Annotated in this window: 25 protein-coding genes; 17 read left to right on the forward strand and 8 right to left on the reverse strand. The window is 63.2% G+C overall.

Annotated features, from left to right (window positions below; translation table 11 throughout):
• Positions 1–78: 78 nt before the first annotated feature.
• Genes trpD through trpG form a run of 4 tightly spaced genes read left to right on the forward strand, consistent with a single transcriptional unit; the run spans position 79 to position 3,945 of the window.
• The gene (trpD, locus tag C437_RS16515) at positions 79–1,074 is read left to right on the forward strand and encodes an anthranilate phosphoribosyltransferase (RefSeq protein ID WP_004518136.1); all 996 of its coding nucleotides are present in this window, start codon (positions 79–81) and stop codon (positions 1,072–1,074) included.
• Entirely contained in the window at positions 1,071–1,715 is a 645-nt protein-coding gene (locus C437_RS16520; RefSeq protein ID WP_004518137.1) for a phosphoribosylanthranilate isomerase, read from the forward strand. Before trpD ends, C437_RS16520 begins: the two co-directional genes overlap by 4 nt.
• A complete protein-coding gene (gene trpE / locus C437_RS16525; protein WP_004518138.1) occupies positions 1,712–3,325 on the forward strand; it encodes an anthranilate synthase component I in 1,614 nt (537 codons plus the stop codon). The genes C437_RS16520 and trpE overlap by 4 nt, the downstream gene beginning before the upstream one ends.
• Complete coding sequence (gene trpG, locus C437_RS16530) at positions 3,322–3,945, forward strand: anthranilate synthase component II (RefSeq protein WP_004518139.1); 624 nt, start codon at positions 3,322–3,324, stop codon at positions 3,943–3,945. The genes trpE and trpG overlap by 4 nt, the downstream gene beginning before the upstream one ends.
• Here trpG and C437_RS16535 read toward each other — a convergent pair.
• Positions 3,942–4,127, reverse strand: a complete 186-nt coding sequence (locus tag C437_RS16535) for a hypothetical protein (RefSeq protein ID WP_004518140.1) — start codon at positions 4,125–4,127, stop codon at positions 3,942–3,944. The two genes, trpG and C437_RS16535, sit on opposite strands and share 4 nt — an antisense overlap.
• Positions 4,128–4,259: 132 nt before the next feature.
• On the opposite strand from C437_RS16535, the gene C437_RS16540 reads away from it, so the two are divergent.
• Positions 4,260–4,460 carry a hypothetical protein gene (locus tag C437_RS16540; protein WP_004518141.1) on the forward strand — a complete coding sequence of 67 codons (201 nt, stop codon included), beginning with the start codon at positions 4,260–4,262 and terminating at the stop codon, positions 4,458–4,460.
• Here the strand turns inward: C437_RS16540 and pyrF are convergent, their stop codons facing one another.
• On the reverse strand, positions 4,461–5,294 hold the full coding sequence (gene pyrF, locus C437_RS16545) for an orotidine-5'-phosphate decarboxylase (protein WP_004518142.1): 834 nt from the start codon (positions 5,292–5,294) through the stop codon (positions 4,461–4,463). It lies immediately after the preceding gene.
• Between the two features lie 116 nt (positions 5,295–5,410).
• Between pyrF and C437_RS16550 the strand changes: the two genes are divergently transcribed.
• Positions 5,411–5,893: a hypothetical protein gene (locus tag C437_RS16550; protein WP_004518143.1), complete on the forward strand. Its 483-nt coding sequence runs from the start codon at positions 5,411–5,413 to the stop codon at positions 5,891–5,893.
• A gap of 50 nt (positions 5,894–5,943) precedes the next feature.
• Here the strand turns inward: C437_RS16550 and C437_RS16555 are convergent, their stop codons facing one another.
• Entirely contained in the window at positions 5,944–6,288 is a 345-nt protein-coding gene (locus tag C437_RS16555) for a hypothetical protein (RefSeq protein ID WP_004518144.1), read from the reverse strand.
• Positions 6,288–6,728 (reverse strand): DUF2240 family protein, encoded by a 441-nt coding sequence (locus C437_RS16560; RefSeq protein WP_004518145.1) that lies wholly within the window; start codon positions 6,726–6,728, stop codon positions 6,288–6,290. The genes C437_RS16555 and C437_RS16560 overlap by 1 nt, the downstream gene beginning before the upstream one ends.
• Before the next feature lie 90 nt (positions 6,729–6,818).
• On the opposite strand from C437_RS16560, the gene C437_RS16565 reads away from it, so the two are divergent.
• Positions 6,819–7,190: a 30S ribosomal protein S8e gene (locus tag C437_RS16565; RefSeq protein ID WP_004518146.1), complete on the forward strand. Its 372-nt coding sequence runs from the start codon at positions 6,819–6,821 to the stop codon at positions 7,188–7,190.
• A gap of 48 nt (positions 7,191–7,238) precedes the next feature.
• Here C437_RS16565 and C437_RS16570 read toward each other — a convergent pair whose 3' ends face one another.
• Complete coding sequence (locus tag C437_RS16570) at positions 7,239–8,237, reverse strand: phosphate uptake regulator PhoU (protein ID WP_004518147.1); 999 nt, start codon at positions 8,235–8,237, stop codon at positions 7,239–7,241.
• 309 nt (positions 8,238–8,546) lie between these two features.
• On the opposite strand from C437_RS16570, the gene C437_RS16575 reads away from it, so the two are divergent.
• From C437_RS16575 to pstB, 4 genes are read left to right on the forward strand one after another with little or no spacing between them, the layout of a single operon-like run.
• Entirely contained in the window at positions 8,547–9,542 is a 996-nt protein-coding gene (locus tag C437_RS16575) for a PstS family phosphate ABC transporter substrate-binding protein (protein WP_004518148.1), read from the forward strand.
• Positions 9,543–9,593: 51 nt separating this feature from the next.
• A complete protein-coding gene (gene pstC, locus C437_RS16580) occupies positions 9,594–10,526 on the forward strand; it encodes a phosphate ABC transporter permease subunit PstC (RefSeq protein ID WP_004518149.1) in 933 nt (310 codons plus the stop codon).
• A 19-nt stretch (positions 10,527–10,545) separates the two neighbouring features.
• On the forward strand, positions 10,546–12,246 hold the full coding sequence (gene pstA, locus C437_RS16585; protein WP_004518150.1) for a phosphate ABC transporter permease PstA: 1,701 nt from the start codon (positions 10,546–10,548) through the stop codon (positions 12,244–12,246).
• Between the two features lie 3 nt (positions 12,247–12,249).
• Positions 12,250–13,149: a phosphate ABC transporter ATP-binding protein PstB gene (gene pstB, locus C437_RS16590; protein WP_004518151.1), complete on the forward strand. Its 900-nt coding sequence runs from the start codon at positions 12,250–12,252 to the stop codon at positions 13,147–13,149.
• A 34-nt stretch (positions 13,150–13,183) separates the two neighbouring features.
• Here the strand turns inward: pstB and C437_RS16595 are convergent, their stop codons facing one another.
• On the reverse strand, positions 13,184–14,029 hold the full coding sequence (locus tag C437_RS16595) for a TatD family hydrolase (protein ID WP_004518152.1): 846 nt from the start codon (positions 14,027–14,029) through the stop codon (positions 13,184–13,186).
• A gap of 53 nt (positions 14,030–14,082) precedes the next feature.
• Positions 14,083–14,529 carry an NYN domain-containing protein gene (locus C437_RS16600; RefSeq protein WP_004518153.1) on the reverse strand — a complete coding sequence of 149 codons (447 nt, stop codon included), beginning with the start codon at positions 14,527–14,529 and terminating at the stop codon, positions 14,083–14,085.
• A 164-nt stretch (positions 14,530–14,693) separates the two neighbouring features.
• Here C437_RS16600 and C437_RS16605 point away from each other — a divergent pair, with 164 nt between their 5' ends.
• From C437_RS16605 to C437_RS16630, 6 genes are all read left to right on the forward strand, one after another.
• Complete coding sequence (locus C437_RS16605; RefSeq protein WP_049919868.1) at positions 14,694–16,490, forward strand: sensor histidine kinase; 1,797 nt, start codon at positions 14,694–14,696, stop codon at positions 16,488–16,490.
• A 145-nt stretch (positions 16,491–16,635) separates the two neighbouring features.
• Positions 16,636–17,727 (forward strand): glycine cleavage system aminomethyltransferase GcvT, encoded by a 1,092-nt coding sequence (gene gcvT, locus C437_RS16610; protein ID WP_004518155.1) that lies wholly within the window; start codon positions 16,636–16,638, stop codon positions 17,725–17,727.
• On the forward strand, positions 17,724–18,107 hold the full coding sequence (gcvH, locus tag C437_RS16615) for a glycine cleavage system protein GcvH (protein ID WP_004518156.1): 384 nt from the start codon (positions 17,724–17,726) through the stop codon (positions 18,105–18,107). The genes gcvT and gcvH overlap by 4 nt, the downstream gene beginning before the upstream one ends.
• Before the next feature lie 106 nt (positions 18,108–18,213).
• Positions 18,214–19,557, forward strand: a complete 1,344-nt coding sequence (gene gcvPA, locus C437_RS16620) for an aminomethyl-transferring glycine dehydrogenase subunit GcvPA (protein WP_004518157.1) — start codon at positions 18,214–18,216, stop codon at positions 19,555–19,557.
• A gap of 82 nt (positions 19,558–19,639) precedes the next feature.
• The gene (gcvPB, locus tag C437_RS16625; protein ID WP_004518158.1) at positions 19,640–21,061 is read left to right on the forward strand and encodes an aminomethyl-transferring glycine dehydrogenase subunit GcvPB; all 1,422 of its coding nucleotides are present in this window, start codon (positions 19,640–19,642) and stop codon (positions 21,059–21,061) included.
• A gap of 76 nt (positions 21,062–21,137) precedes the next feature.
• Positions 21,138–25,025: a PAS domain S-box protein gene (locus C437_RS16630; protein WP_004518159.1), complete on the forward strand. Its 3,888-nt coding sequence runs from the start codon at positions 21,138–21,140 to the stop codon at positions 25,023–25,025.
• Here C437_RS16630 and C437_RS16635 read toward each other — a convergent pair.
• Positions 25,022–25,390 (reverse strand): response regulator, encoded by a 369-nt coding sequence (locus C437_RS16635; RefSeq protein ID WP_004518160.1) that lies wholly within the window; start codon positions 25,388–25,390, stop codon positions 25,022–25,024. The two genes, C437_RS16630 and C437_RS16635, sit on opposite strands and share 4 nt — an antisense overlap.
• Between the last annotated feature and the right edge of the window lie 20 nt (positions 25,391–25,410).

Below are 25,410 nucleotides of genomic sequence, written 5' to 3' on the forward strand. Positions count from 1 at the left end.
CGAGTCGGAGTCCCGATAGGCTTAAGTCAATGTACGGATTTGTACATCATAACACGAAATAGTCCATTGGTGAATACAATGAAAGAGTATATCGAACGCGTCACCGACGGTGACGACTTGACACAGGACGAGGCCCGGGCTGTTGCGACGACCGTCTTCGAGGATGCGACAGAGGCACAGATCGGTGCGCTCCTGACGGCGCTGCGGGCGAAGGGGGAGACGGAGGCCGAGATTGCCGGCTTTGCCGAGGGGATGCGCGACGCCGCACGGACCATCCGACCCGACCGTGAGGGGCTTGTCGACACCTGCGGGACCGGCGGCGACGACTACAACACGATCAACGTCTCGACGACGAGCGCCATCGTCGCGGCCGGGGCCGGCGTCCCCATCGCCAAACACGGCAACTATTCTGTCTCTTCGTCTTCTGGGAGTGCCGATGTGCTCGAAGAGGTCGGCGTCGACATCGAGGCCGAACCGCCGGACGTTGAGGAGACCATCGAGCGCGAGGGCATCGGGTTCATGCTCGCGCCCGTGTTCCACCCGGCGATGAAGGCCGTTATCGGCCCGCGTCAGGAACTCGGGATGCGGACTATGTTCAACATCCTTGGGCCGCTGACGAACCCCGCTGACGCGGACGCCCAAGTCCTTGGCGTCTACGACCCGGACCTCGTGCCCGTGATGGCAGAGGCACTTGCCCGACTTGATGTCGAGCGGGCGCTGGTCGTCCACGGCGACGGTCTCGACGAGATTGCAATCCACGGCGAGACCGTTGTCGCGGAGGTCACCGGCGACCGAATCGCGGAGTACACCATCACTCCAGAGGACATGGGTCTGGAAACGCACGAGATCGAGGATATTTCGGGCGGCGAGCCAGCGGAGAACGCCGCCGACCTCCGTGGTATCGTCACCGGTGAGGTCACCGGCGCGAAGCGGGACATCATCCTCGCAAACGCTGGCGCGGCCATCTACGTCGCCGGTGTCGCCGACACACACGAGGAAGGCGTCGAGATGGCCCGCAACGCCATCGAGTCAGGCGCGGCGGCCGACAAACTCGACGATCTGATCGGGGCATGACGCGCGTGAAGATTTGCGGTGTGACGTGCGATGCGGACCGCGACGCCGTCGTTGCGGCCGGCACTGACGCAGTCGGCGTCATCCACGGCGTCCCGGTCGACACACCGCGCGAGGTCGACGAGGACACCGCTGAGACGCTCGTCGAGGGTGTTCCGCCGTTCGTGACGAGCGTGCTGGTGACGATGCCGACGACGGTCCAGGAGGCCGTCCGGCGAATCGACAGCATCGAACCCGACGCAGTGCAGGTCCACGACGGGCTCTCGCCGGCGGAACTCGGGGCCCTCGACAGTCGAATCACTCAGGACATCGTCGCCGTCGTCGAGGCAGACGCCCCGGCAATCGAGGACTACGCTACCCACGCCGACGCCCTGCTCGTCGATTCGGTCGACGCCGACGGCGGCGGCGGCACGGGCGAGACACACGACTGGGAGCGCACGCGCGGCCTCGTCGACTCGCTGGACGTCCCTATCGTGCTGGCGGGCGGCCTGACGCCGGAGAACGTGGCCGAGGGCGTCGAGACGGTCGAGCCATTCGCCGTCGACGTGGCCAGCGGTGTCGAGTCCGCCGGCGGCACGAAAGACCACGACGCGATCAGGCGGTTCGTCCGGAACGCCACGCGAGCGTCGGGAGGCGCGGTATGACCCTCGATATCTCCCGCGAGGAGTTCGTCGAGCACGCAAAGGCAGACCGGCCAGTCGTCGTCCGCGCCGCCGCGGAGCTGGACGTCGACGTGGAGCCGCTGACCGCATACGCAGCATTGACCGGTCGTACGAGCGACGTGGCCGCAAACGACTACACGTTCCTGCTGGAAAGCGCCGAGAAAGTCGCTTCCAGCGACCCCGACGGCGCGTTCGCGCCGGAGACGGACGACCGTCACGCCCGCTTCTCCTTTGTCGGCTACGACCCGCGCGCCGTCGTCACGGTGACCGGCGACGAAAGCGAGGTCGAGGCCTTCGACGACCGCTACGCCGACCTCGTGACGACCGACGGCGGCGACGTGGTGGACGACCTCCGAGCGGCGATGCCCGACGTGGCGCTACGGAACTTCCCCGAGATGGACCGCCAGCACCTCGAAGGCGGCCTCGTCGGCTTCCTCTCGTATGACGCCGTCTACGACCTCTGGCTCGACGAGGTCGGTCTGGACCGCCCGGACTCGCGGTTCCCCGACGCCCAGTTCGTCCTGACCACATCGACGGTCCGCTTCGACCACGTCGAGGAGACTGTCTCGCTGGTGTTCACGCCCGTCGTTAGACAGGACGAGGACGCCGGCGAGCGCTACGATGAACTGGTCGCCGAGGCCGAGCGGGTCGAGGCAGTGCTCTCGGACCTCGCCCCACTCTCGACCGGTGGCTTCCGCCGCGAGGACGAAGTAGCCGGCCCACAGGACGAATACGAGGACGCCGTCGAGCGCGCCAAGGAGTACGTCCTCTCGGGCGACATCTATCAGGGCGTCATCTCGCGGACCCGCGAACTGCACGGCGAGGTCGACCCGCTGGGCTTCTACGAGGCGCTCCGTGACGTGAACCCATCGCCGTACATGTACCTGCTTGGCTACGACGACCTGACTATCGTCGGCGCGAGCCCCGAGACGCTCGTCTCGGTCGCGGGCGACCACGTCGTCTCGAACCCCATCGCGGGGACGTGCCCGCGCGGGACCTCCCCCGTCGAGGACCGACGCCTCGCCGGCGAGATGCTCGCCGACGGGAAGGAGCGCGCCGAACACACGATGCTCGTCGACCTCGCGCGCAACGACGTGCGCCGGGTCGCCGAGGCCGGCAGCGTCCGCGTCCCGGAGTTCATGAACGTCCTCAAGTACAGCCACGTCCAGCACATCGAGTCCACGGTGACGGGGCGACTCGCCGCGGACAAGGACGCCTTCGACGCCGCCCGCGCGACGTTCCCAGCAGGGACACTCTCGGGCGCGCCGAAGATCCGCGCCATGGAGATAATCGACGAACTCGAACGCTCGCCGCGTGGCCCCTACGGCGGCGGCGTCGGCTACTTCGACTGGGACGGCGACACCGATTTCGCCATCGTCATCCGCTCGGCGACGGTCGAAGACGAGGGCAACCGGGACCGCATCACCGTGCAGGCCGGGGCCGGCATCGTCGCGGATTCGGACCCTGAAAGCGAGTACGTCGAGACCGAGCAGAAGATGGACGGCGTGCTGACGGCGCTCGAAGAGATCGAAGACGTGGGCGACCAGTCGTCCGCTGATGCCGACGCTGACCCCGAGGAGGTGACCCGATGAGCGCGTCACAGCCCGCTGGCGAAGACGCTGTCAGGGACGATCTCCGAGTGTTGTTCGTGGACAACTTCGACTCGTTTACCTACAACCTCGTCGAGTACGTCTCCGAACACGCCGAGACTGAAGTCGTCCGCAACACCGCGACGCTCGACGAGGTCGAGGCGTTCGACCCCGATGCAATCATCCTTTCCCCGGGTCCGGGCCACCCGAAGAACGAACGCGATGTCGGCGTCACGCTCGATGTCCTCCGGGAGGTCAGCCCCGACGTGCCGACGCTCGGTGTCTGTCTCGGCCTCGAATCGGCGGTGTACGCCTACGGCGGCACCATCGGCCGCGCGCCAGAGCCGATTCACGGCAAGGCGTTCCCCATCGACCACGACGAGCAAGGCGTTTTTGCTGGACTCGAACAGGGATTCCAGGGCGGGCGCTACCACTCACTCATTGCTGAAGAAGTTCCAGCGGAGTTCGTCGTCAGCGCGACGACGGAGACAGAGGACGGCACGGAACTGGTGATGGGCGTCCGCCACCGCGAGTATCCCATCGAAGCCGTGCAGTTCCATCCGGAATCGGTCCTGACCGCGGTCGGCCACGACGTGATTCGGAACTTCCTGTCCGGACTCTAAATGACCTGAAAGCCCAGCATTCCGAGTATCCAGAGGACGGCGACCGCGATGATAGCGATGATGACGAGCCGCCACGCCACCTTCATCACGAGTCGACCGACCAGTAGCACCACAGCGATAGCTAGCAAGCCGACGAGTATTGCTGGCGGTGAGAGTGACCCGAGCTGAAGGAGCGGCAACATACTAGAGAGAGGAATGCCCACGGTCAAATACTTCGTGGCCAGCCAGAGGTGGCTGTCCCGGCCCAGAGTTGCTGAACCACTGCACGCTCACACCGCCAAAGATTCAAACAGTCAGCTATGCTACCCACTACCATGAGCGTCGCCGGACTGTGTGAACTCTGTGAGCGCCCTGACGTTGACCACTCCTGTGACAGATGTGGACGGCTCGTCTGTGACCGCCACTGGGACGACGACACCGGCATGTGTGTCGAATGTGGCGCGGAGGTTGGCCGGCCAGGCGACCGCGTCTCGCCGGAAGACATGCCCGACGGCGTGGACACGTACCGCTTTTAGCTACCGGAACTGGTTCAGCCGCTGTTTGAGCTGTTTTGCGGACTGGCCGGCGGCCTTGAAGAACGCGTCGCCGGAGTCGTCACGCCGCGTGTCGGCGTCCTCGCCGGCGAAGATGATACCGCGAGAGGAGTTGACGAGACCGACGCCATCGGCGAGGCCGTGTTCGACGGCCGCTTCGGCGTCGCCACCCTGTGCGCCGACGCCGGGGACGAGAAACGGGATGTCCGGGACCAGTTCTCGGATTTCTTCGAGTTCGTCGGGGTTGGTCGCGCCGACAACGAGACCGACGTTGCCGTTCCCGTTCCAGAGGTCCGCGAGGTGGACGACACGCTCGTACAGTTTCTCACCGGAGGCCAGTTCGAGGTCCTGCAGGTCCTCGCCGCCGGGGTTCGAGGTGCGCCCGAGGACGAACACGCCCTTTTCGGCGCGCTGGAGGAACGGCTCAAGCGAGTCCCGGCCGAGGAAGGGGTTAACCGTGATAGCGTCGGCGGACGGCCCCCCGTCGTCGTCGAGAATCTGGGCGTACTGCCGCGCCGTGTTGCCGATGTCGCCCCGCTTGGCGTCCAGCAGGACGGGCACGTCCTTGCCGTGTGCGTAGGCGATGGTTTCTTCGAGGGCGCGCCAGCCGTCTGGGTCCTCATAGAAGGCGGCGTTTGGCTTGTAGCAGGCGGCGTGTTCGTGGGTCGCGTCGATGATCCGGCGATTGAACTGCCAGCGCGGCAGGTCGGCGTCCAGCACGCTGTCCGGGAGTCGAGCGGGGTCCGGGTCAAGCCCGACCGACACCACGCTGTCGGCGGCTGCGATGCGGTCCGCGAGGCGGTCGAAGAAGTGCATAGATACCGCGGCGGTTGGCAGCGATACAAGCGTTTCCCTCTCACGCCGCTCCCTGTTGGAATCAGATTTGATATTTTCTCCCCTGTCTATTTGCCACCGCGGGTAGAAGCCCGCGTATGGACCGCTTCATGGATGTCGGCCACGTGGCCGAGACCCTTCCAGACCTGAGCGAAGCCCTGGACGACCCACGGCTGCGGCAGTTCGGACTCGTCGGCGGTGTCGTGCTCGTGGCCCTCGGCGCGCTTTTGTCGCTTGCGCCCGCGTCCGAGCAGTGGCTGTTCTGGTCGTACGCTGTCGCCGCGACGCTGGTGTTCATCGGCGTTCCGCTGCTGTGTCTCGGCCTCGCCGCCCCCGACCCGGAGCCCGGGTCGCTGTTCCATCTCGGCATCGAACTGACCCAGACACAGCGCCGGGCCGTCGCGCTGGGCTCGCTCTGTATCACAGTGACACCGATTGTCATCGCCGTCGGAACGCCGCTCGGCCTCCCGACGCTGGTGCTCGCTATCGCAGCCGTAACAGCCATACTCGGGTCCGTGCTCATCCTCACCGGGTTCGTCGCATGGATGTCCGCAGCTATCGCTGAGCCGAGCCGCCACTGATTGCAGGTGTTTTAGCCGGTGTCCAGTTGTTTTCGCCCGTGGAAAACCGTCTACCCCGAGAGGGTCTGCTCAAGCACGTCGACCGCGGCTTTCACCGCCGCGCCGCTGTGAACAACAACGGTTGCCCCGTCGGTCGTGATATCGTCTCGCTCCGGCACGAGTACGGGCCCCTCGCTCAGAACCAGACGGGCCGTCTCCGGTGTCACTTCGACGACCGCCACTTCGGTGTCCGCAGCCGTCACGCGGTAGGCGAAGGCCCCTTCAGGTGTCGGGTCAACGTCCCTGTCGGCATCGACGACAGAAACCTCTGAGAGCGGTCCGCGTTGGAGACCGGTCAGTTCCGAGGCGAGTAACTGCCCGATTCGCCGGCCGTCAGCAATCCTGTCTTTGACCATTAGAGTTCCTCCCGAACGTCCGCAGCGACGGCTTCGACGTCGACACCCTCATTGCGCGCGTACACAACGGCCGCAGCTTCCAGCGTGACGCCGATGTCGGACTGAAGTGCGTTGATGCCGGCGACGGCTGTCTGTTTTTCGATGCCGGCCTCGACGACAGCGTCGAGCACCCGCTCGAACGTCGACCGCGACTGCAGGATTTCCTCGCCGGGCGTGAACCCGTCTGGAATCTCGGTGTGTGTGGCGTCGAAGGCGACGACGAGGTCATCGTCGTCCCGTTCGACCAACCCTTCACTCGCGGCCACATCGACCAGTGTCTTGGCCTGGTCGGGCGAGAACCAGTTCCGGTCCAGCGAGAGCGCAACGACGAACTCGCTTTCCGCCATCCTGTCGGTGCCACGCTGGCGGAACGGTGCAGCGACGGCCGTCTTCAGACTCATCGTCAGCACAACTGGGCGGCGCTGGGGTAACGATTACGATGGCGAGTCGGCATCGAACGGTTCAAGTAGCCGCTGGGTCTTCCTTCCCGTATGAAAGACCAGGGACGCTCCCCTCGCAAGCGGACAGGTGGACGCCGACGACCGAACCACAAAAAGAAGAAACACGAGCTCGGGAAGGACACCGTCGAGACGCAGGTCGGTGAGCAGCGACTGAAGACTGTCGACTCCCGCGGCAACACACAGAAGGTCCGTGCGGTCAAGACCAACGTTGCGAGCATCGCCGACGGCGCGGAAACCATCGAAGCGACCATCGAGAACGTCGTCGAGAACCCGTCGAACCCCAACTACGCCCGGCGAAACATCATCACGAAAGGCGCTATCCTCGAAACCTCCGAGGGACAGGCCCGCGTGACCTCCCGTCCCGGACAGCACGGTCAGGTCAACGCCGTGCTGGTCGAGTAATCCGGCACGCAATCAGATTCTTCAGCTGTCCAGAGTCCGAAGCGACAGCTATGGCCGTGGAGCTGCCTTCTGGAGTGCGCTTTCGGCGATGTTGCCGCCGTAGTCTGCAGTCCGGGACAGCGAGTCCACCACGCGGCCAAGTAGCTGCGCACTCTGTGGGTCTAGCTCCCTGACCTTTCCATCGACCTCGCGGGCGGTTTCGTCGACTTCGGGAATGCGGGAACGAGCCTTGTTTGCCAGTTCGACGGCCTCGTCGGAGTCTTCGGTCAACAGCGCATCCATCGCGGTTTCGGGGACGGCGATGGCTTCGGTCTCCAGTTGGTCGAGGAGGTCGGCGGTTTCCCCAGTTATCTCTCCGATCTCCTGAGAGAGGCTGGCGATCTTGGTCGCGTGGTCGGCGATGCGCTCTAATTGGCGGGCGCTTGACTGATAATCGAACACTGTCTCGCGTGGGAAGCCAATCTCGTTGGCAGCCGTCGGATTGCGAAGGACGGTTCGGAACACACGCGACACCATGTACCAGAGCCGGTCCACGTCGTCGTCGCGTTGTATCACGTCCGCCGCGAGGTCGTTGTCGTCCTCGATGAGCGCCTCGACAGCGTCAGAGAGCATCGTCAGCGACACGAGTCGCATTCGTGTTATCGCGTTGAGAACAGAGAGCTCCGAGGAGTCGAGCAGGTCCTGCAGAACGACCCGGTCAGCAGTTTCCTCGATCATCTCTAGGCCGACCAGTCCCTGCGTCGCATCGCGGATGATGCGTCGCTGCTCGGCCGTGATTCGAGCGGCCTCCAGCCGGATGATGTCGAAACCGCTGACATACATCGTCATCACTGCCCGCGTAAGTTCGTGCCTGTTTTCGAGACCGGTCACGTCCAGCGTTCCCTCGACGTGGTCGTCGCCGTGCTGTGGCGAGACCAGTAACAGGTCGTCTTCAGCGTAAAATTCGACGATACTGCCGCTCTCGACGTCGTTCTCTGTCGCCCACTCCTTCGGTAATGAGACAGTGTACGTGGACCCGCCCGTCAGCTGTACTTTGCGCGTCTCCATAGTACTACGAATACGCGCTGCGGATTTATAAAATATGCTTTGACTATATATTACTAATCGAAACTCTGAGCTGGGATGGCATGAGACAACGACGCACGCTGCGGGCGCTAACCCATGCGGTATGGTGGCACTATCAGAACTAACGAGTTATTTCCTGAGGAGGCCGCTATCGGGTTTAGACGCCCGTTAGATAGTTTTAGACGGGTGAGATAGCAGCGCCATCAAAAGTATATAGCAATATATAGTATTTATATCCGGATATAGGGCTAATAGTAGGGTACTTACCCGCTCTGTAACTTCCATCAGGTAATGACAGATTCACCGAGCAGTGGTCTCTCACGCCGCCGATTTTTAACAAGTTCCGGTACAATCGGAGCGCTGGCACTGGCCGGTTGTACGCAGAACACGAGCCGTGACGGCGACGGTGGCTCCGCTGACAGCGGGTCTGACGGCCTCTCGGGGCAGGTCATTATCAAGGGTAGCAGTACTGTGTTCCCCATCTCCGACGCGATGGCCGAAGCGTTCATGGACGAACACGGAAGCGTCAACGTGACTGTCGACTCCACGGGGAGCGGGGGCGGCTTCGAGAACTGGTTCTGCCCCGGCGACTCTGATATCAACGGGGCGTCCCGCCCTATCACGGACGCCGAGGTAGAGCAGTGTTCGAGCAACGACGTCGAACCGGTCGAGTTCGAAATCGCGGGCGACGCCCTGACCGTCGCGGTCAACAACGACGCCGACTGGGTCGACTGTCTGACCTTTGAGGAACTTCGCCAGATCTGGAGCGACGAAGCGGGCGTCACGAACTGGTCAGACGTGCGCGACGAGTGGCCCGACATGGAAATCGAGCGCTACGGCCCGGCGTCGACCTCTGGGACGTTCGATTACTTCAACGGGAACGTCGTCGGCGAGGACACTGAACACACGACTGAGTACCAGCCGACCGAGGAAGACGAGACCATCGTTCAGGGCATCCGCGATAACGAAGGCGGCATGGGGTACTTCGGGTTTGCCTACTACAACTCGAACTCCGAGGCGGTGAAAGCCGTCGAAGTCAAGGCCGAGAATGACGACGAATGTACGCCGCCGAGCCTGGCAAACGCCAAGGACGGCTCCTACCCGCTGGCCCGGCCGCTGTTCCTCTATGTGGCCGAGTCGGCCCTCCAGACGGAGGCGGTCTCTGAGTTCATTCGCTTCTACCTCGAACAGGCCGAAACCGATGTCGTTCAGGATATCGGGTACGTGCCGTCGAGCGCCGAGCAGCGCGACGAGAACCTCGAAAAGCTGGACGAGATCGCCGGCTAACACGGTCGAGAGTCGGCTTACTCACATGAGCACATTATGAGAGACAACACAATGAGTACCGAGACGACCGGGCCGGATATTACGTCCAGACCGAGCGGGCGTGCAGCACGCGAGCGTATGTACCGATACGTCCTGCTCCTGTGTGCTGCCGCGTCGATTCTCGTCACCGTCAGCATCGTCGTGTTGCTCGCGCGCGACGCGGTCACGTTCTTCACGCTGGTGAACCCGGTCGACTTCTTCACCGGGACGGAGTTTCTCATCAGCCGGAACGTCTACGGGTTGCTCCCGCTGTTGAGCGGCACGCTGTTGGTCACGGTGATCTCCGCTGTCATCGCGCTCCCGACGGGTGTCGCGGCCGCGGTCTATCTCAGCGAGTACGCCAGCGACCAGATGCGGTCGGTGCTGAAACCTGGGCTTGAAATTCTGGCTGGTATCCCGACCGTCGTCTACGGTATCTTCGCGCTCGTGTACGTGACGCCGTTCCTCCAGGCCATCGGGCTCCCGGTGAACACGTTCAACATCCTCAGCGCCTCCATCATGGTCGGTATCATGATCATCCCGATGGTCTCCAGCCTGAGCGAAGACGCGATGAGCGCCGTCCCGGATTCGTTGCGCCGGGCCGGCTACGGGATGGGCGCGACGAAGTTCGAGGTGACCACCGGCGTCGTCGTCCCCGCGGCGGCCTCGGGTATCTTCTCCTCGTTCATTCTCGCCCTGTCACGGGCCATCGGCGAGACGATGATTGTCGTCGTCGCGGCTGGTAGCCGGCCCCGGATGCTGAACCTCTCGGACCCACTGGCGAACCTCTTCCAGGGGTACCAGCCAATGACGGCGGCAATGGTCCAGATCAACAGCGCCGACAGCGTCAGTCAACTGGGCTTTACCAGTCTCTTCGCTATCGGCCTGACGCTATTCGTCATTACGTTCCTGTTGAACTTGCTGAGCAACCGAATCGCGGCGCGCTACCGGGAGGAGTACGAATGATCACTGGGGGACTGAACTGATGGCAACGCGAAAACCTGAAACGGGCTGGCACGGGGAGAACAGCGACGTCAACCACCTGCGCGGCCGTGCCTTCGAGGCGACCTGTCTGGCACTGACCGCGTTTGGACTCGTCTCCGTCATGTTGCTCCTACTGTTCGTCGCCAACGACGCGTTTCGGCCCCTTTCGGCGGACGTAGGGTGGCTGGCGACCTACGCCGTGACCGTGGTGGTGCCGCTGGCCGCACTGGCCGTCTACTACTATCGACTTGATGAACCGGCCGGCGAAGTCGCTTACGTCGCCAGCGGGCTCCCGGTCGTCGGCCTCCTGCTCACGGGCGGGTTTGCGGTCCTGTTCACCGAACTACTCTCAGTCCTTGAATGGTTCGCGCTCCTCATCTCGCTGGTCGCGGCTGCCGGCCTGATCGTCGCACACGGCCGATTGCGACCGAAGGCCGCGCTCGAACGCCTCGTGGTCGTACTCCTCGCCCCGGTCGTCACGGTGTTCGGTCTGCCACCCACCAGATTCAACTGGCTCGTCACCGACGCCGCCGCAGCGCTTGGTCTCGATTTCGGGCTGTACTACCGCGTGATCAGCCTCCGGGAAGCGATCATGCTGCTCCCGTTCGTGCCCACGGACTGGGTCATGCTACTCCTGACGCTCGTGCTCCCGGCCGCCGGTGCCGCAGGCTGGTTTGTCGAACAGCGACGCGAGTCACGGCGTGACGGGCTGGCCGTCGTCGGGCTGACGACGGTCGCTGCGGTACTGGGCGTCGTCGCCGGGCCGCTACTCGGTATCGGGGCTGACGTGTGGCTGCTCGTAGTCACATTCGCCGTACTCCCACTGGGCGTCTACGTCGAAGGCGTACTCCGTCGCGGTGAGGGCGTCCGCGGCCTCGCGTTCCCGGTTGTTGCCGTGCTTGGCGTCGTCGCAGGTAGCCTCATCACCGGCGCGCTCGGGTTCGCCGGACCGGACCCCTGGCTCGACTGGGGGTTCCTGACGAGCGCGACCTCACGGACTGCCGCCGATGCCGGCATCTACCCCTCGATGGTCGGTTCGGTGATGATGATTATCGTGATCGTGCTCACCGCGTTCCCGGTCGGCGTCGGGGCGGCGATCTACCTCGAAGAGTACGCCCCCTCACAGGGGCTGATGGGCAAGTTTGTCACGCTCATCGAGATCAACATCGGGAACCTCGCCGGTGTCCCATCGGTCGTGTACGGCCTGCTCGGACTGGCGCTTTTCATCCGGGTTCTCCAGTGGCCACAGGGCTCTATCATCGTTGCCGGCCTCGCGGTCGGTCTGTTGATCCTCCCGATTGTGATTATTTCTGCCCAGGAAGCGATTCGATCCGTTCCCGACTCGTTCCGACAGGCCTCTTACGGGATGGGGGCGACCCGCTGGCAGACGATCCGTCAGGTCGTCCTTCCAGAAGCCCTGCCGGGCATTCTAACCGGGACGATTCTGGCGCTGGGTCGAGCCATCGGCGAGACGGCCCCGCTGCTGATGATCGGGGCAGCGGCGTCGGTCCGGCTCGCGCCGAACAGCTTCTTCGACGTGGGTAGTATGATGCCCCGCCAGATCTTCTCGTGGTCGTCGGAACTGGAGCCCGCGTTTCGCCACGGCGTGCTGGCGGCCGGCGTAATTACACTGCTTGCGGTGTTGCTGGTGATGAACGCGACAGCGATTGTCATCCGGAACCGGTATCAGCGAACAGGATAATTCATGACACAGAACGAGATGACGAGCAACGACAGTACCGAGCCCACACCGACCACTGAAACGGCCGCGTCGTCACCGGACCCGTCTGGTGACCCCCTCATCGAACAGTCGATTGACGTGGATGGAACCGACGCGACCGCGGCCGAGACCGGGGAGCCAGTCATCGAATCCCGCGACCTGAACGTGTTCTACGGCGAGACGCAGGCGCTGCAGAGTATCAATCTGGCCATCCCTGAAAAACAGGTGACGGCTATGATCGGTCCCTCCGGCTGTGGGAAGTCCACGTTCCTGCGGTGTATCAACCGCATGAACGACCTCATCGACGCGGCGCGGGTCGAGGGAGACCTCTATTTCGAGGGGAAAAACGTCTACGATGCCGACGTGGACCCGGTGGCGCTGCGGCGACGAATCGGGATGGTGTTCCAGCATCCGAACCCCTTCCCCAAGAGCATCTACGACAACGTTGCTTACGGTCTCCGGATTCAGGACCAGACGGAGAACATAGACGAGAAAGTCGAGACGGCACTCAAGCGCGCCGCGCTGTGGGACGAAGTCAAAGACCAGTTGGACAAGAGCGCGCTCGACCTTTCGGGCGGCCAGCAACAACGGCTCTGCATCGCCCGCGCCATCGCTGTCGACCCGGATGTCATTCTGATGGACGAACCGGCGTCGGCGCTGGACCCGATTGCCACCTCGAAGATTGAGGACCTCATCGAGGAGCTGGCCGAGGAGTTCACCGTCGTCATCGTCACGCACAACATGCAACAGGCGGCCCGCATCTCCGACAAGACGGCCGTCTTCCTCACCGGCGGCGAGCTGGTCGAGTTTGACGATACCGACAAGATATTCGAGAACCCCGAAAGCCAGCGCGTCGAAGACTACATCACCGGCAAGTTTGGATAGCTGCCTCCTTCGAATCGGCCGTTTTTATCACCGCTTACCGGTCCAGCGTCGCTTCAGTGTCAATACCGTACACCGCTTTCGGTGTCTCGACGTGTGCCGTTCTGACTGCCTCTTCGTGTCCGTTTTCGAGTAGCCAGCGGACGCGCCGCGGGACGGTCTTCGGCCCAAGTACCGCGCCGGGGCGGTCCGGGTCGTCGATATAGTCGGTCTCCATCAGGAACGGCTCGTCGGACTCGACCGCGATTTCCAGTTCGTCTTTGTCCGCAAGCACTGATTTGACCGGGCCACGGAGCCGTCCGCCGGAGTAGTGTTTGACGACCTGCGTTCGGTCGAGACCGCGCTTTTCGGCCCACTGCGCGACGTCTTCGAAGTCCTCGCCGCCCTCGGTGTGCAGCTGTATCGCACAGCCCACGTCGGCGGCACGCTCGAACCCGTGACACATCACTTCGTTCGAGGCCGCCCAGATGGCGTCGTCCACGTCGTAATGTGGTCGACCGGACTTCATCGCGAGCGCCTCGCCGTCGGCGACGTACTCCGCTGCCACGTCGAGGCCGGTCTGCATGATGTCCCGCGCCTCCGACGGCGTGTAGCCGTCATCAACGAGTTTCGAAATCAACGCCGGGTGGACGCCGAGGACTGGCCAGGTACGGCCGTCCAGTACGTCGGTCGCTTCGGCGGCGGCCTCAACAGTGAGGTCGAACACCTCGCGGAAGATTGCCTCGTCGGTGGCCTTCTCGACGAGGTGCCAAGACGGCTTGTTGAGTACCAACAGGTGTGTGCCGCCCTGTGCCGCAAATTCCTCGGCTGCCGCGACGTTCCGGCCGTTGACCGGATCGAGATGGAGGTGGTTGTCCAGTACCGGCGTATCGTCGATGTTCATACGTGCTCAATAGCACTGGCGGAAAAAACAGTTGGCGTCATGAGCGTCGAATCTTAGAGTGTCACTGCGTCTTCAGCTGCGTTGCGTAACGCATCGGAGCGGCCATACTCTCCCGGCGCGATAGCGACCGTCCTGACTCCATCCCGTGCAGCCACTTCCAGCGCCGGCTTGAAATCCGTGTCTCGTGAGGCAATGGCCAGTACGTCGATCTGTCCGGCAACGGCGGCGTCTGTCGCGTCAACGGCCAACCGGACATCGACATCACCGCTGGTAGTCCGGACCTCGAAGCCTCGTGCCTCGGCGGCCTGAATGAGTCCCGGCGAGGCGTTCTGGTCGACATAGAGACGAGTAACTGCCAGTGGACCATATTCGGCTGCGACATCCCGGACCGCATCCAGATCGACATCGAACTCGGACCTGAGGACGTTTGGCCCGTCGACGAATAGGCCGACGCGCTGTGGTCCGTCTTTCTCCTCGAATATCCGACGGAATAGCTCCATGCGCCTCTTTCCCTGCCCAGCCCGCTTATGCGTGCCGCTTCAGTCTGTAAACCACTCCCCGCTATATAGAACGGTATGGCACAAAGCTTAGGATGATACCTCTCTCACACTACGGACGCAGTTCCATCCGCAGTCGGCCAGCAACAATGCGTGGTATTTGACATATGAGTGAAGGACATCTTCACGACCAAGACGTACTAGACGGGCTCTGTGAGATAATTTCGGATCCAGCTATGGTCCTCGACGCCGACGGCGTCTTTGCCGATGTCATTCACAACGCCCACAACGGGGCATTGTTTTTCAAAGATCCGGAAACACTGCTGGGAGCGGATCTCTGGGATATCTTCTCGACAGCACAGGCCGATCAGTTCCACGCGACTATCGAGGATGTCTTAGAAACGGGTGAACAGCAGCATATCGAGTACCAGCTATCGCTCGATCACGGAGAGCGATACTTCGAGGCTCGTGTTACGCCGGTCGGCGGTGATAATGCGGGGCGCGTGCTGTGGCTGGCGGAGGATATCACACAGCGTAAACGGCGGGAAAGAAAGCAAGCCCTCATCGAGCGGGTGTTTGAGGTCAGCCCGGTCGGTATCGTCGTCGTCGAACGGTCTGGCAGAATTTCGCTAGCTAACGAGCGCGCCGAGGAACTGCTGGGTCTCGAACGCGAAGAACTCACTCAGAGACGATACAACCAACCTGAGTGGAACATATACTACGAAGACGGGACGCCAATCCCCAATTCGGAACACCCGGTCACGCAAGTGCTTGACTCGGGTGAACCGATATTCGGGTTCGAGCACTGGATCGAACTGGTTGACGGGAGCGAGCGGTGGCTTTCGAGCAATGCCGCGCCGATACTGAGTGATGACGGGACAGTTGAGCGCGTTGTCGTTGGTCTAGACGACGCAACGGGATTGAAACAGCGGGAAGAGCAACTAGAGTGGCTTGTCGGAACTGAAACCCTGGCCGACGTTGGCGGGTGGGAACTCGATCTGGAGACGGATATGATAGAGGGAACTACGGGGATGCAGCGCCTCTACGGAACGCCTGACTACAACCCCACGCTTGAGGAGGCCATCGAGCAGTACCACCCCGACGATAGAGCGGCCGTTCGCGACGCGATCAAGACCTGTTGTGAAACCGGTGAACCGATGGAACTAGAGGCACGCCGCCAGACCGCTGCCGAAACCGAGCGCTGGTTCCGACTCCGGGCTGAAAAGACTGTCCGGAACGGGACGCCGAAACTGCGAGGCATCGTTCGAGACATCACGCAGGACAAGGAGCGAGAGCAGCGGCTCATGGTCATGAGTCGGATTCTCCGGCACAACATCCGGAACAAGCTAACAGTGATACGGGGCAATTCGAGACTCCTCAAGGAAGCCCTCACTTCGTCTGAACCCCCCGTTGATACCGCTATGGGACACATCGACAGAATCGAGAGCGCGTCGAAAGAGCTCGATTCACTGGCCGAACGAGCACGGACGTTCGACCGTGTCATCGAGCGAGACCTCCGAGGCGGGACAGTCCATCTCCAGCAGGTATTCAATGATGTCCGAGATGACCTCACAGAACAGCACCCCAGAGTCACCATCAAAGTCGCACCCACTGACGCGGAGATATCGGGTGACAGGATGGCTATCGACCTGATACTGGAGATCGTTCTCGAGAACGCTCTGGAATACAGTGACCAGTCCGACCCGACAATCAAGCTTACAGCCGAAGAATCGCCGCTTGGACAGGCGACAGTCAGCATCGATACCGATGGCGCTGCGATCCCCGATATGGAGCGCAATGTCTTGACTTCGGAGATCGAGGGACCAGTGGCACATAGCCGTGGGCTCGGACTGTGGGCAGTCATGTGGCTTGTCCGACGGCTCGGCGGGTCCGTGACGATGGACGAGGACCACGACGACGGAACGCGCGTCGAACTCGTGTTCCCGCAGGCGCGAAGCGAGTAAGCGAAACGACGGCTCATTTTCTTTCTTGACCTCGTCGTCCTGTCTGACACAATCGTCGATTTGATATCGTCGTATATGATTTATCAGCGGTTCGCAGGCGGCGGAGGGCCAAACGGTAAGACCACGCGGTTCGAGAGGGTCGCGTATGACACTGCGGGCACCACCGCTTTCTGCGGTTCACCAGCGAGCCGACGCTTCGTTCACCGATTTCGGCGGGTGGGAGATGCCGGTCGAGTTCGAATCGATTCGCACGGAACACGAGGCAGTCCGGGACGAAGCCGGGAAGTTCGACGTTTCACACATGGGACAGATAACCGTGGCCGGTCCGGACGCGGCGACGCTGACACAGCGGCTGACCACGAACGACGTGACTGTGCTGGACCCGGGCGAGGCCCAGTATGGAGCCATCACAGACGAAGACGGGATTATGCTGGACGACATCGTCCTCTACCGGTTGCCCGAAGGCGCGGCCGATGAGTTCCTGTTCATCCCAAACGCCGGGAACGACGGAGAGATGACCGAACGGTGGCTCTCCGAGCGGGACGAGCGGGGGCTTGACGCGAGTGTGATGAATCGGACCGAGGAGTACGCGATGATCGCCGTCCAGGGGCCTGACGCGCCGGACCTGCTGGCGGCCGAGACAGATATCTCGCTCGCCGGCCTGTCACGGTTTGAGGTAGCTGACGGGGCTGTCGCTGGCGTTGACTCACTGATTGCTCAGACAGGATACACGGGCGAGCGCGGCTTCGAAATCCTCTGTCCGCCAGACGAGGCTGAGGCGGTCTGGGGCGCGCTTGAGTGCCAGCCCTGCGGACTCGGTGCGCGCGACACCCTCCGTCTAGAAATGGGATTTCTGCTCTCTGGGCAGGAGTTCCATCCGGTCGACGAGCCCAGAACGCCCTATGAGGCCGGTATCGGCTGGACAGTCAAGCTCGATACGGAGTTTACCGGTCGAGACGCATTAGCGGGCGTCGCCGCGGACGGTCCCGAGGAGAAGCTCATCGGCATCGAACTCATCGACCGTGGCGTCCCGCGCCACGGGTACGACGTGACGACGCCGGACGGGGAGCCGATTGGTCACATCACCAGCGGAACGATGAGTCCGACGCTGGGGTCGCCAATCGCCCTCGCATATGTCCCAGCGGCGTACGCCGAACCGGACACGTCCGTCCGCGTTGTCGTCCGCGGTGAACCGAAGAAAGCACGTACCAGGAGCACACCATTCCTCGATAGATGAGCTTCGACGTTCCCGATGACCTGCGATATCTGGAGTCACACGAATGGGTACGCGTCGCCGGCGATACGGCCGCAGTCGGTATCACGGCGTTCGCACAGGACGAGCTCGGCGACGTGGTGTTCGTCGAGCTACCCGAGGAAGGGGCGGAGCTGGCCGCTGGTGAAGACTTCGGCGTCGTGGAGTCTATCAAAGCTGTGTCTGACGTGTACGCCCCCGTATCCGGCACCGTCACAGCAGTCAACGACCGGCTCCGTGACGAGCCGGAACTGCTGAACGAGGACCCGTTCGGTGACGGCTGGATGCTTGAGGTCGAGGTGGCTGATGAGAGTGAAGTCGACGACCTGCTCTCACCCGACGCGTACCGCGACCAGATCGAGTAACCCCTGTGGCAGCGGTCCCCGGCAGGGGTGAAAGGAGTAACCTAATGTGGGCACGGTCGCTAGCTGTCGATATCATGTCACCCCGCCGCTACTGGGTGGTTCTCCAATGAGCAATAGTGATTCACACACAACAGGCAGTCCGTACGCACCGCAGACGGCTGCAGAGACCGCGACGATGCTTGAGGCAGTCGGGGCCGACGACCTCGAATCGCTGTTCGACGTTCCCGAGTCCGTTGCCTTCGACGGCGAGTTCGGCATCGACGCCCGAAGCGAACGGGCGGCGCGCCGGGAAGTCGCGCGCCTCCTGGGTCGGAACGCCGACCTTACCGAATTTCTCGGTCGTGGCCACTACGACCACTACGTCCCGAGCGTCGTCGACGACCTCGCGAGCCGGTCGGAGTTCCTGACCTCCTACACGCAGTATCAGCCCGAGGTCGCACAGGGCTTTCTGCAGGCCCTCTTCGAGTTCCAGTCGATGCTGGTGGAACTCACGGGACTGGGCGTTGCCAACTGCTCGATGTATGACGACGCGACGGCGCTGGGGGAGGCGGCGACGCTCTCCCAGCGCGTCCGCTCTGTGTCCGGGGACCGGATTCTGGTTCCCGAACACCTCCGGGAGGGCAAACGCGCCGTGCTGTCGAACTACGCCGATGGACCGGAGCTCACGGTCGAGTCCTATCCGATGACCGACGGCGTCGTCGACGTCCCGGCGCTGACTGACGAGATAGGCGACGACACCGCGATGGTGTACGCCGAGTCGCCGACGGTCCGTGGCGTTATCGAAGAACGCCTCAGCGCTATCGGCGATCTGGCGCACGACCACGAGGCGCTGTTCTGTCTCGGCTCGGACCCGGTTGCGCTGTCCCTGCTTGAGCGTCCGGTCGATGTCGGGGCTGACGTGGTCGTCGGTGACGCCGCGTCGCTGGGGACCGGCACCGCCTACGGCTTCGGGCTGGGGATGTTCGTCACCCGCGAGGAGTACCTGCGGCAGGTCCCCGGGCGGCTGGTCGGGGCTAGCGAAGACGCCGCCGACCGCCGTGCGTACACGTTGACACTCCAGACCCGGGAGCAACACATCAGGAAGGAACGGGCCACGTCCAACATCTGTACGAATCAGGCATGGGTCGCGCTTCGAACCGCGATGCACGCCGCCTGGCTCGGCCCGGACGGACTGGTCGACCTCGCAGAGGACTGTGTGACCCGCGCCCGTGATCTGGCCGACCGCCTCGACGACATCGTCGGCGTGAAAGCACCGGTTCACGGCCGCCATCATTTCCGGGAGTTCCTCGCCCATACGGACCAGCCCGCAAGCGCCATCGTTGCCGATCTCGCAGCGGAGGGGTTCGCGGTCCACGCCGTCGGCGATCATCTGGTGCAGGTGTGTGCGACCGAGACCACTGCCGACGCGACAGACGAGTTTGTCGCGGCACTCCGGGAGGTGGCGAAATGACGCCCGTCTCGCGGTACTCGGCGAACCACTGTGAGACAGACTGCGTCCCACAGGCGTCACGCTCGACACGGGGGTGTCTCGCGTGAAATACGACCAGGCGCGCTGGACCGACGACAACGAGGACCGGTACGAACCGCTGCTCTCGGAGAAAGCGAGCCAAACGGTCGACATCGACGACTCGCCGCTGCCCGATGACCTGACGCGCGACAGTCTCTCACTGCCGGACCCGGCAGAGCCCGAGCTGGCCCGCCACTACACGCGCCTCTCGCAGATGAACTACGGCGTCGAGAGCGGGCCCTTCCCGCTTGGCTCGTGTACGATGAAGTACAACCCCTCCTTCACCGAGGACGTGGCTGCACGGGCGGACGCCGCTATCCACCCGGATCGACCCGATTCGACAACGCAGGGGACGCTGGCGCTGTGTCACCGGCTACAGGACTATCTGGGCCGAATCGGCGGGATGGACGCCGTGACGCTGCAGCCGCCGGCCGGCGCGGCCGGCGAGTTCACCGGCATCCAAATCGCGAAGGCCTACCACGAGCACAACGACGACGAGCGCTCGGAGGTCATCATCCCGGACTCGGCACATGGGACGAACTTCGCGACGGCGGCGATGGCCGGCTACGATGTCGTGGAGCTACCGAGCGGCGACGACGGTCGGGTCGACATTGAGGCGCTGGAGGCGGCCGTCGGTGATGAAACCGCCGCGTTGATGCTCACAAACCCCAACACACTGGGGCTGTTTGAGCGCGATATCGAACACGTCGCCGACATCGTCCACGACGCCGGCGGCCTGCTGTACTACGATGGCGCGAACCTCAACGCACTGTTGGGACGCGCTCGCCCCGGCGATATGGGCTTTGACGTGATGCACTACAACGTCCACAAGACGTTCGCGACGCCCCACGGCGGCGGCGGCCCCGGTGCCGGCCCGGTCGGCGTCCGCGAGGAACTGGCACAGTTCCTCCCGAACCCACACGTCAGGGAGCGCGGCGGCAACTTCGAACACTACGAGCCGGACCACTCAATCGGGAAGGTGCATGGCTTCTATGGCAACTGGCCGGTCCTGCTCAAGACCTTCGCGTACATCGCCAGACTCGGCGACGAGGGGCTCCGGGACGCCAGCGCCAAGGCCGTACTGAACGCGAACTATCTCGCTGAGCAGATCGAGTACGAGGTCCCCTTTGGCCCGTTCCATCACGAGTTCGTCGCCAGCGCGGGCGAACAGGACGCCGCCGACGCGGCCAAGCGGATGCTCGACTACGGCGTCCATCCGCCGACGACGAAGTGGCCCGAAATCGTCGACGAGGCGCTGATGACCGAACCGACAGAGGGTGAGACCAAACGGTCGCTGGACCAGCTTGCGGCCGCGTTCAACGCTGTGGCCGGTGACTCGGACGCCGAACTGGCCGACGCGCCGTCGCGTCCGACGGCGAAACGCATCGACCAGGCGACTGCGGCCCGGAACCCGCGGCTCTCCTGGCAGGCGCTTGACGACACGTAGCCGCTCGTTTCGACATTTGATACTCTCGCCCGAGCGTATATGCCACCCCGTGGTATAGCAATTACAACGGAACGCTATGTCCGATATGCCGCATTTGTTGTACGTAGGCGCTGCTGGCGATGACGCGGACACAGCCATGCCCGACGCGCCGGCCTCGGTCACGTCAGTTACCGGCGTGGCGGACGCGCTGTCTGAACTGGCCGAACACGCTTACGACGCCGTCGTCTGTGAACAGCAACTGCCGGGGGCAGAAACTGGTCTGGAGGCACTGGCAGCGATACGTGAGCAGTACGACGCACTTCCGGTCGTTCTCTGTACGGCCGAACCGGACGGCTCGGTCGCCGCTCGCGCAACACGGCTCAACGTGACCGAGTACGTTCCTCGCAGCGAAGTGTCGCTGGCGGATCGCGTGTACGACATCGTGACGCAGGGACGTGACCCGACGGGCCGTGGCAACGGGAGTAGCTCACCGGCCGCTACCGGTGACCGACCGACGCGGCTTCCACCGGAACTCGCGGACCCCTTCGACGCTATCGCCGGGAGTATCTCCGATGCCGTCGTCACAATCGACGCCGACAGCGAGGTCGTGTACGCCAACGACGAGGCCGCTGAGCTGACGGGCTATGACCGTGAGGAGCTGGTCGGTGACGATTTCGCCAAAGTCATCCCTGAACATTTGCGCAGTTCTCACTTCGAGGGGATGGACCGGTACCGCCGGACCGGTGACCGGAACGTCGACTGGGACTACCTCGAACTCCCGCTCGTCACCGCTGCCGGCGACCAGCTGACCGTCGCGGTGTCGTTCGGTGATTTCGAGCGCAACGGGCAGTGGTTCTGTACGGGCGTTCTCAGGAATATCTCAGATCGGAAAGAGCGCGAACGGGCGCTTGAAGAGACGAACCAGCGGCTCGACCTCGCGCTGGACGGAACAGACACCGGTGTCTACGAGTGGAATCTGAGCACCGGCGAGATGGTGTGGGACGAAGCGACTGCGGAACTCTTCGGAACGACGCCGACGGCCTTCGAAGGCACCGTCTCGGCGTTCTACGAGTACGTCCATCCGGAGGACCGCCAGTCGCTCGAAGCGGCCTTCGAGCGGGTGTCGGAGAGCGGCGAACGGGTCGACGCCGAGTTCCGTACCGATGTCGACGGAGAGACGCGATGGCTCCGGACAAGCGGCGTTATCGAGGACCGGGACGCACAGGCCCCGCGCCTTGTCGCCATCGCCACGGATATCACAGAGCGCAAGAAGCGCGAACAGACGTTACGCGCCAACAACGACTCGTTGCAGGAGCTGACACAGCTTGCAACCGGGAACGGACTCAGCGAGGCCGAAACCGTCGGCCGAGTCATCGAAATCGGGCTGGACCGACTCGACATGGCGTTTGGCTATCTGAGCCGCATCGAAGACGGAGTCCACGAAATCCAGATGGTCAGCGGGAACTCCCCTCTCGAAGCCGGGACACAGACGCCGCTTGAAGACACGTACTGCCAGCAAGTGCTCGAATCCGGTGACCTCTACGCAATTACCGATGCCACCGCCGCGGATGGACACGCGGCTGACGTGTACCAGAAAAGCGGCGTCGCGTGCTACGCCGGTGGCCTCATCACTGTCGACGGCGAGCCGTACGGAACGCTCTGTTTCGGCGATGAACGGCCACGGTCGGAGTCGTTCTCCGAGAGCGAGGAGGCGTTCATGAAAGTCCTCGTAGAGTGGGTGAACCACGAACTCGAACGCCGCCACCGCGAGGACGAACTCGAACGCTACGAGAACATCATCGAAGCGGTCGACGACGGCGTGTACGCGCTCGACTCGGAGGGGTATTTCGAGTTCGTCAATCAGGCGATGACTGACCTTACAGGCTACTCCGAGTCGGAACTGCTTGGCTCCTACACTGGCTTCATCAAAAACGACGGCGTCGTCGAGCGGGCCGAATCCATCGTGCAGGAGATGATATTCGAGGACCGTGACGACGAGGAAACGTTCGAGCTGGAGATTCAGCAGGCCTCTGGAAACTCGTTCCCTGCGCAGGACCACATGACGCTGCTGTACGACGACGACGGCCGATTCGACGGGACCGCAGGCGTCGTTCGGGATATCACTGAGCAGAAACAGCGCGACGAGGCTCTGGCCGGGCTGCTGGATACGACCCGCTCGCTCATGCAGGCCCAGACGGCTCAGGAGGTCGCCGAAACAGTTATTCAGGCGACCGAGTCGGACCTCGGATTCGACCACTCGCTCGTCAGGCTGTACGACGCGGAGACGGACACACTCCGGCCGGCCGCCGCAAGCGACAAGGTCCCGGAGCGACCGGTGTACGACGCTGATGAGGGATTCCCCGGCGACGCGTTCCAGCGCGGTGACCCGCTGGTCGTTGACGAGTTCGGCCGGATTGACAACTACGACTCCGATGTTCTGACAGCGGTCATGTACCTCCCGATGGGTGACCACGGGGTCGTGAGCATCGGTGCACAGCGGGGCCACGAGTTCACCGAATCGGACGTCTCTGTTGGGAAGATTCTCGCGTCCAATGCAGCCGCTGCGTTCGACCGGGTCGAGCGTGAACGGAGCCTGTTACGCTACGAATCAGTGGTCGAGAACGTCCGTGACATGATGTACGTCCTCGACGACGAAGGTCGGTTCCAGCTTGTCACCGAACCGCTTGCGGAGTGGCTCGGCTACGAGCGGGCGACGCTTCTTGGCCAGCACCCACGCATTGTTCTCGACCAGAACGCCATCGACGAGTTCGCCTGCCGTATCGGTGACCTCTGCCAGCAGGGCGGCACCGGCGCGGTCCAGCTCGAAACGGCGCTGGAAACGGCCAGCGGAGAGAAGCGTCCGGCAGAAATCGAGGTGTCGTTGATCGACGCGGACCAGTTCCGCGGCACCGTCGGTGTCGTCCGGGACCTGACCGAACTCAAGCAGGCGCGGGCAGAACTGAAAGACGAGCGCGACCGGTTCTCGTACCTGTTCAACACGCTCCCCGACGCTGTCATCGAAACGGAGACCGTTGCAGACGAGTCCGTCGTCAGGTCTGTCAACCCCGCGTTCTCTGACGTGTTCGGCTACGGTCAGGACGCGGCTGTAGACAGTCCCCTTTCCGAGCTCCTCCGACCGCCGGACACTGCGCGCGACGAACTGCCCCAGTTCGACGACCGACAGGCGGACGGCGACCCCTTCCAGACCGAACTCCGACTAATGACCGAGACAGGGTTCCGTGACTTCCTCTTCCGGGGCGTGCCGTACAGCCGGGACGGAGACAGCGTCCGCGGGTTCGGCATCTATACTGACATCACTGACCAGCGGGAGCGTGAACGTCGGTTGAAACTGCTCAACCGCGTCCTCCGGCACAACCTCAGGAATGACCTGACTGTCGTTCTTGGCATGGCTGATGCGCTGGACAAGCGGATCGACGACCCGGAGCGCGCCGACATTCTCGACAGGCTCCAGCGAAAGGCCGAGGAGATGGCGTCACTGAGCGAGCGCGCACGCGACATGGAGCGATCCGTCCGCCGCGACCAGTTCGGCACGGACCCGGTCGATGTGTCCGCGGCTGTCACGGATATCGTCTCATCGTATCGTGACAAGCACACCGGTAGAATCGAAACGGACCTCCCGGATACGTCGGTGACAGCGGGCGACGGGCGATTACATCGGATTCTGGGTGAACTCATCGAAAACAGCCTCGAACACTCCGGCGACGAGCCGTCGGTCCGCATCGAGGTGACGACGGACCAGCGAACCGTCTCGATCACGGTCGCCGACGACGGCCCGGGCATTCCACAGCACGAACTCGACGTCGTGACCGGTGACGAACCGATTACGCAACTACGCCACGGGACCGGGCTCGGCCTGTGGCTGGTCGTCTGGGTCGCCGAAACCTACGGCGGCACAGTGAACTTCGGTAGCGGGCCGGACGGCGGGGCGGTCGTCACGCTGGAGTTGCCTCGGATAGACCTCTAGATGGTGTCGCGAATCCGGTCGGCGAGTACGCCGTACTGCTCCGTACCTGTGCCTTTCTGGACGACAGCGGTGACGCCGTGTTCCGTGGCGGCATCTGCTACATCATCGTGTTCACGGGCCGTAAACAGCAGGAACGGGATGTCGACGCCGGTGTCCCGGAGCGCGGCACACAGCTCCATCCCGTCGAGCCGGGGCATCTTGTAGTCACTGACGACGGCGTCGAAATCGCCGTCAGCTGCCAGGTCCAGTGCCGCTTCTGGGTCGTCCTCCGTTGTTATCTCGAACCCGTCTTCCTGTCCCAGAAACGTCCCGACGATCTCCAGAACGTCTACGTCTTCGTCTACCAGTAGCACCTCGATACTCATCGGTTCTATGTCCGTGGTTC

It is taken from the genome of Haloarcula vallismortis ATCC 29715 (assembly GCF_000337775.1).
GTDB lineage: Archaea > Halobacteriota > Halobacteria > Halobacteriales > Haloarculaceae > Haloarcula > Haloarcula vallismortis.

Bases quoted from the DNA above. Each gene is read 5' to 3' on its own strand.
- trpD (WP_004518136.1), top strand. From the start codon at position 79: ATGAAAGAGTATATCGAACGCGTCACCGACGGTGACGACTTGACACAG.
- C437_RS16520 (WP_004518137.1), top strand. From the start codon at position 1,071: ATGACGCGCGTGAAGATTTGCGGTGTGACGTGCGATGCGGACCGCGAC.
- trpE (WP_004518138.1), top strand. From the start codon at position 1,712: ATGACCCTCGATATCTCCCGCGAGGAGTTCGTCGAGCACGCAAAGGCA.
- trpG (WP_004518139.1), top strand. From the start codon at position 3,322: ATGAGCGCGTCACAGCCCGCTGGCGAAGACGCTGTCAGGGACGATCTC.
- C437_RS16535 (WP_004518140.1), bottom strand. From the start codon at position 4,127: ATGTTGCCGCTCCTTCAGCTCGGGTCACTCTCACCGCCAGCAATACTC.
- C437_RS16540 (WP_004518141.1), top strand. From the start codon at position 4,260: ATGAGCGTCGCCGGACTGTGTGAACTCTGTGAGCGCCCTGACGTTGAC.
- pyrF (WP_004518142.1), bottom strand. From the start codon at position 5,294: ATGCACTTCTTCGACCGCCTCGCGGACCGCATCGCAGCCGCCGACAGC.
- C437_RS16550 (WP_004518143.1), top strand. From the start codon at position 5,411: ATGGACCGCTTCATGGATGTCGGCCACGTGGCCGAGACCCTTCCAGAC.
- C437_RS16555 (WP_004518144.1), bottom strand. From the start codon at position 6,288: ATGGTCAAAGACAGGATTGCTGACGGCCGGCGAATCGGGCAGTTACTC.
- C437_RS16560 (WP_004518145.1), bottom strand. From the start codon at position 6,728: ATGAGTCTGAAGACGGCCGTCGCTGCACCGTTCCGCCAGCGTGGCACC.
- C437_RS16565 (WP_004518146.1), top strand. From the start codon at position 6,819: ATGAAAGACCAGGGACGCTCCCCTCGCAAGCGGACAGGTGGACGCCGA.
- C437_RS16570 (WP_004518147.1), bottom strand. From the start codon at position 8,237: ATGGAGACGCGCAAAGTACAGCTGACGGGCGGGTCCACGTACACTGTC.
- C437_RS16575 (WP_004518148.1), top strand. From the start codon at position 8,547: ATGACAGATTCACCGAGCAGTGGTCTCTCACGCCGCCGATTTTTAACA.
- pstC (WP_004518149.1), top strand. From the start codon at position 9,594: ATGAGTACCGAGACGACCGGGCCGGATATTACGTCCAGACCGAGCGGG.
- pstA (WP_004518150.1), top strand. From the start codon at position 10,546: ATGGCAACGCGAAAACCTGAAACGGGCTGGCACGGGGAGAACAGCGAC.
- pstB (WP_004518151.1), top strand. From the start codon at position 12,250: ATGACACAGAACGAGATGACGAGCAACGACAGTACCGAGCCCACACCG.
- C437_RS16595 (WP_004518152.1), bottom strand. From the start codon at position 14,029: ATGAACATCGACGATACGCCGGTACTGGACAACCACCTCCATCTCGAT.
- C437_RS16600 (WP_004518153.1), bottom strand. From the start codon at position 14,529: ATGGAGCTATTCCGTCGGATATTCGAGGAGAAAGACGGACCACAGCGC.
- C437_RS16605 (WP_049919868.1), top strand. From the start codon at position 14,694: ATGAGTGAAGGACATCTTCACGACCAAGACGTACTAGACGGGCTCTGT.
- gcvT (WP_004518155.1), top strand. From the start codon at position 16,636: ATGACACTGCGGGCACCACCGCTTTCTGCGGTTCACCAGCGAGCCGAC.
- gcvH (WP_004518156.1), top strand. From the start codon at position 17,724: ATGAGCTTCGACGTTCCCGATGACCTGCGATATCTGGAGTCACACGAA.
- gcvPA (WP_004518157.1), top strand. From the start codon at position 18,214: ATGAGCAATAGTGATTCACACACAACAGGCAGTCCGTACGCACCGCAG.
- C437_RS16630 (WP_004518159.1), top strand. From the start codon at position 21,138: ATGTCCGATATGCCGCATTTGTTGTACGTAGGCGCTGCTGGCGATGAC.
- C437_RS16635 (WP_004518160.1), bottom strand. From the start codon at position 25,390: ATGAGTATCGAGGTGCTACTGGTAGACGAAGACGTAGACGTTCTGGAG.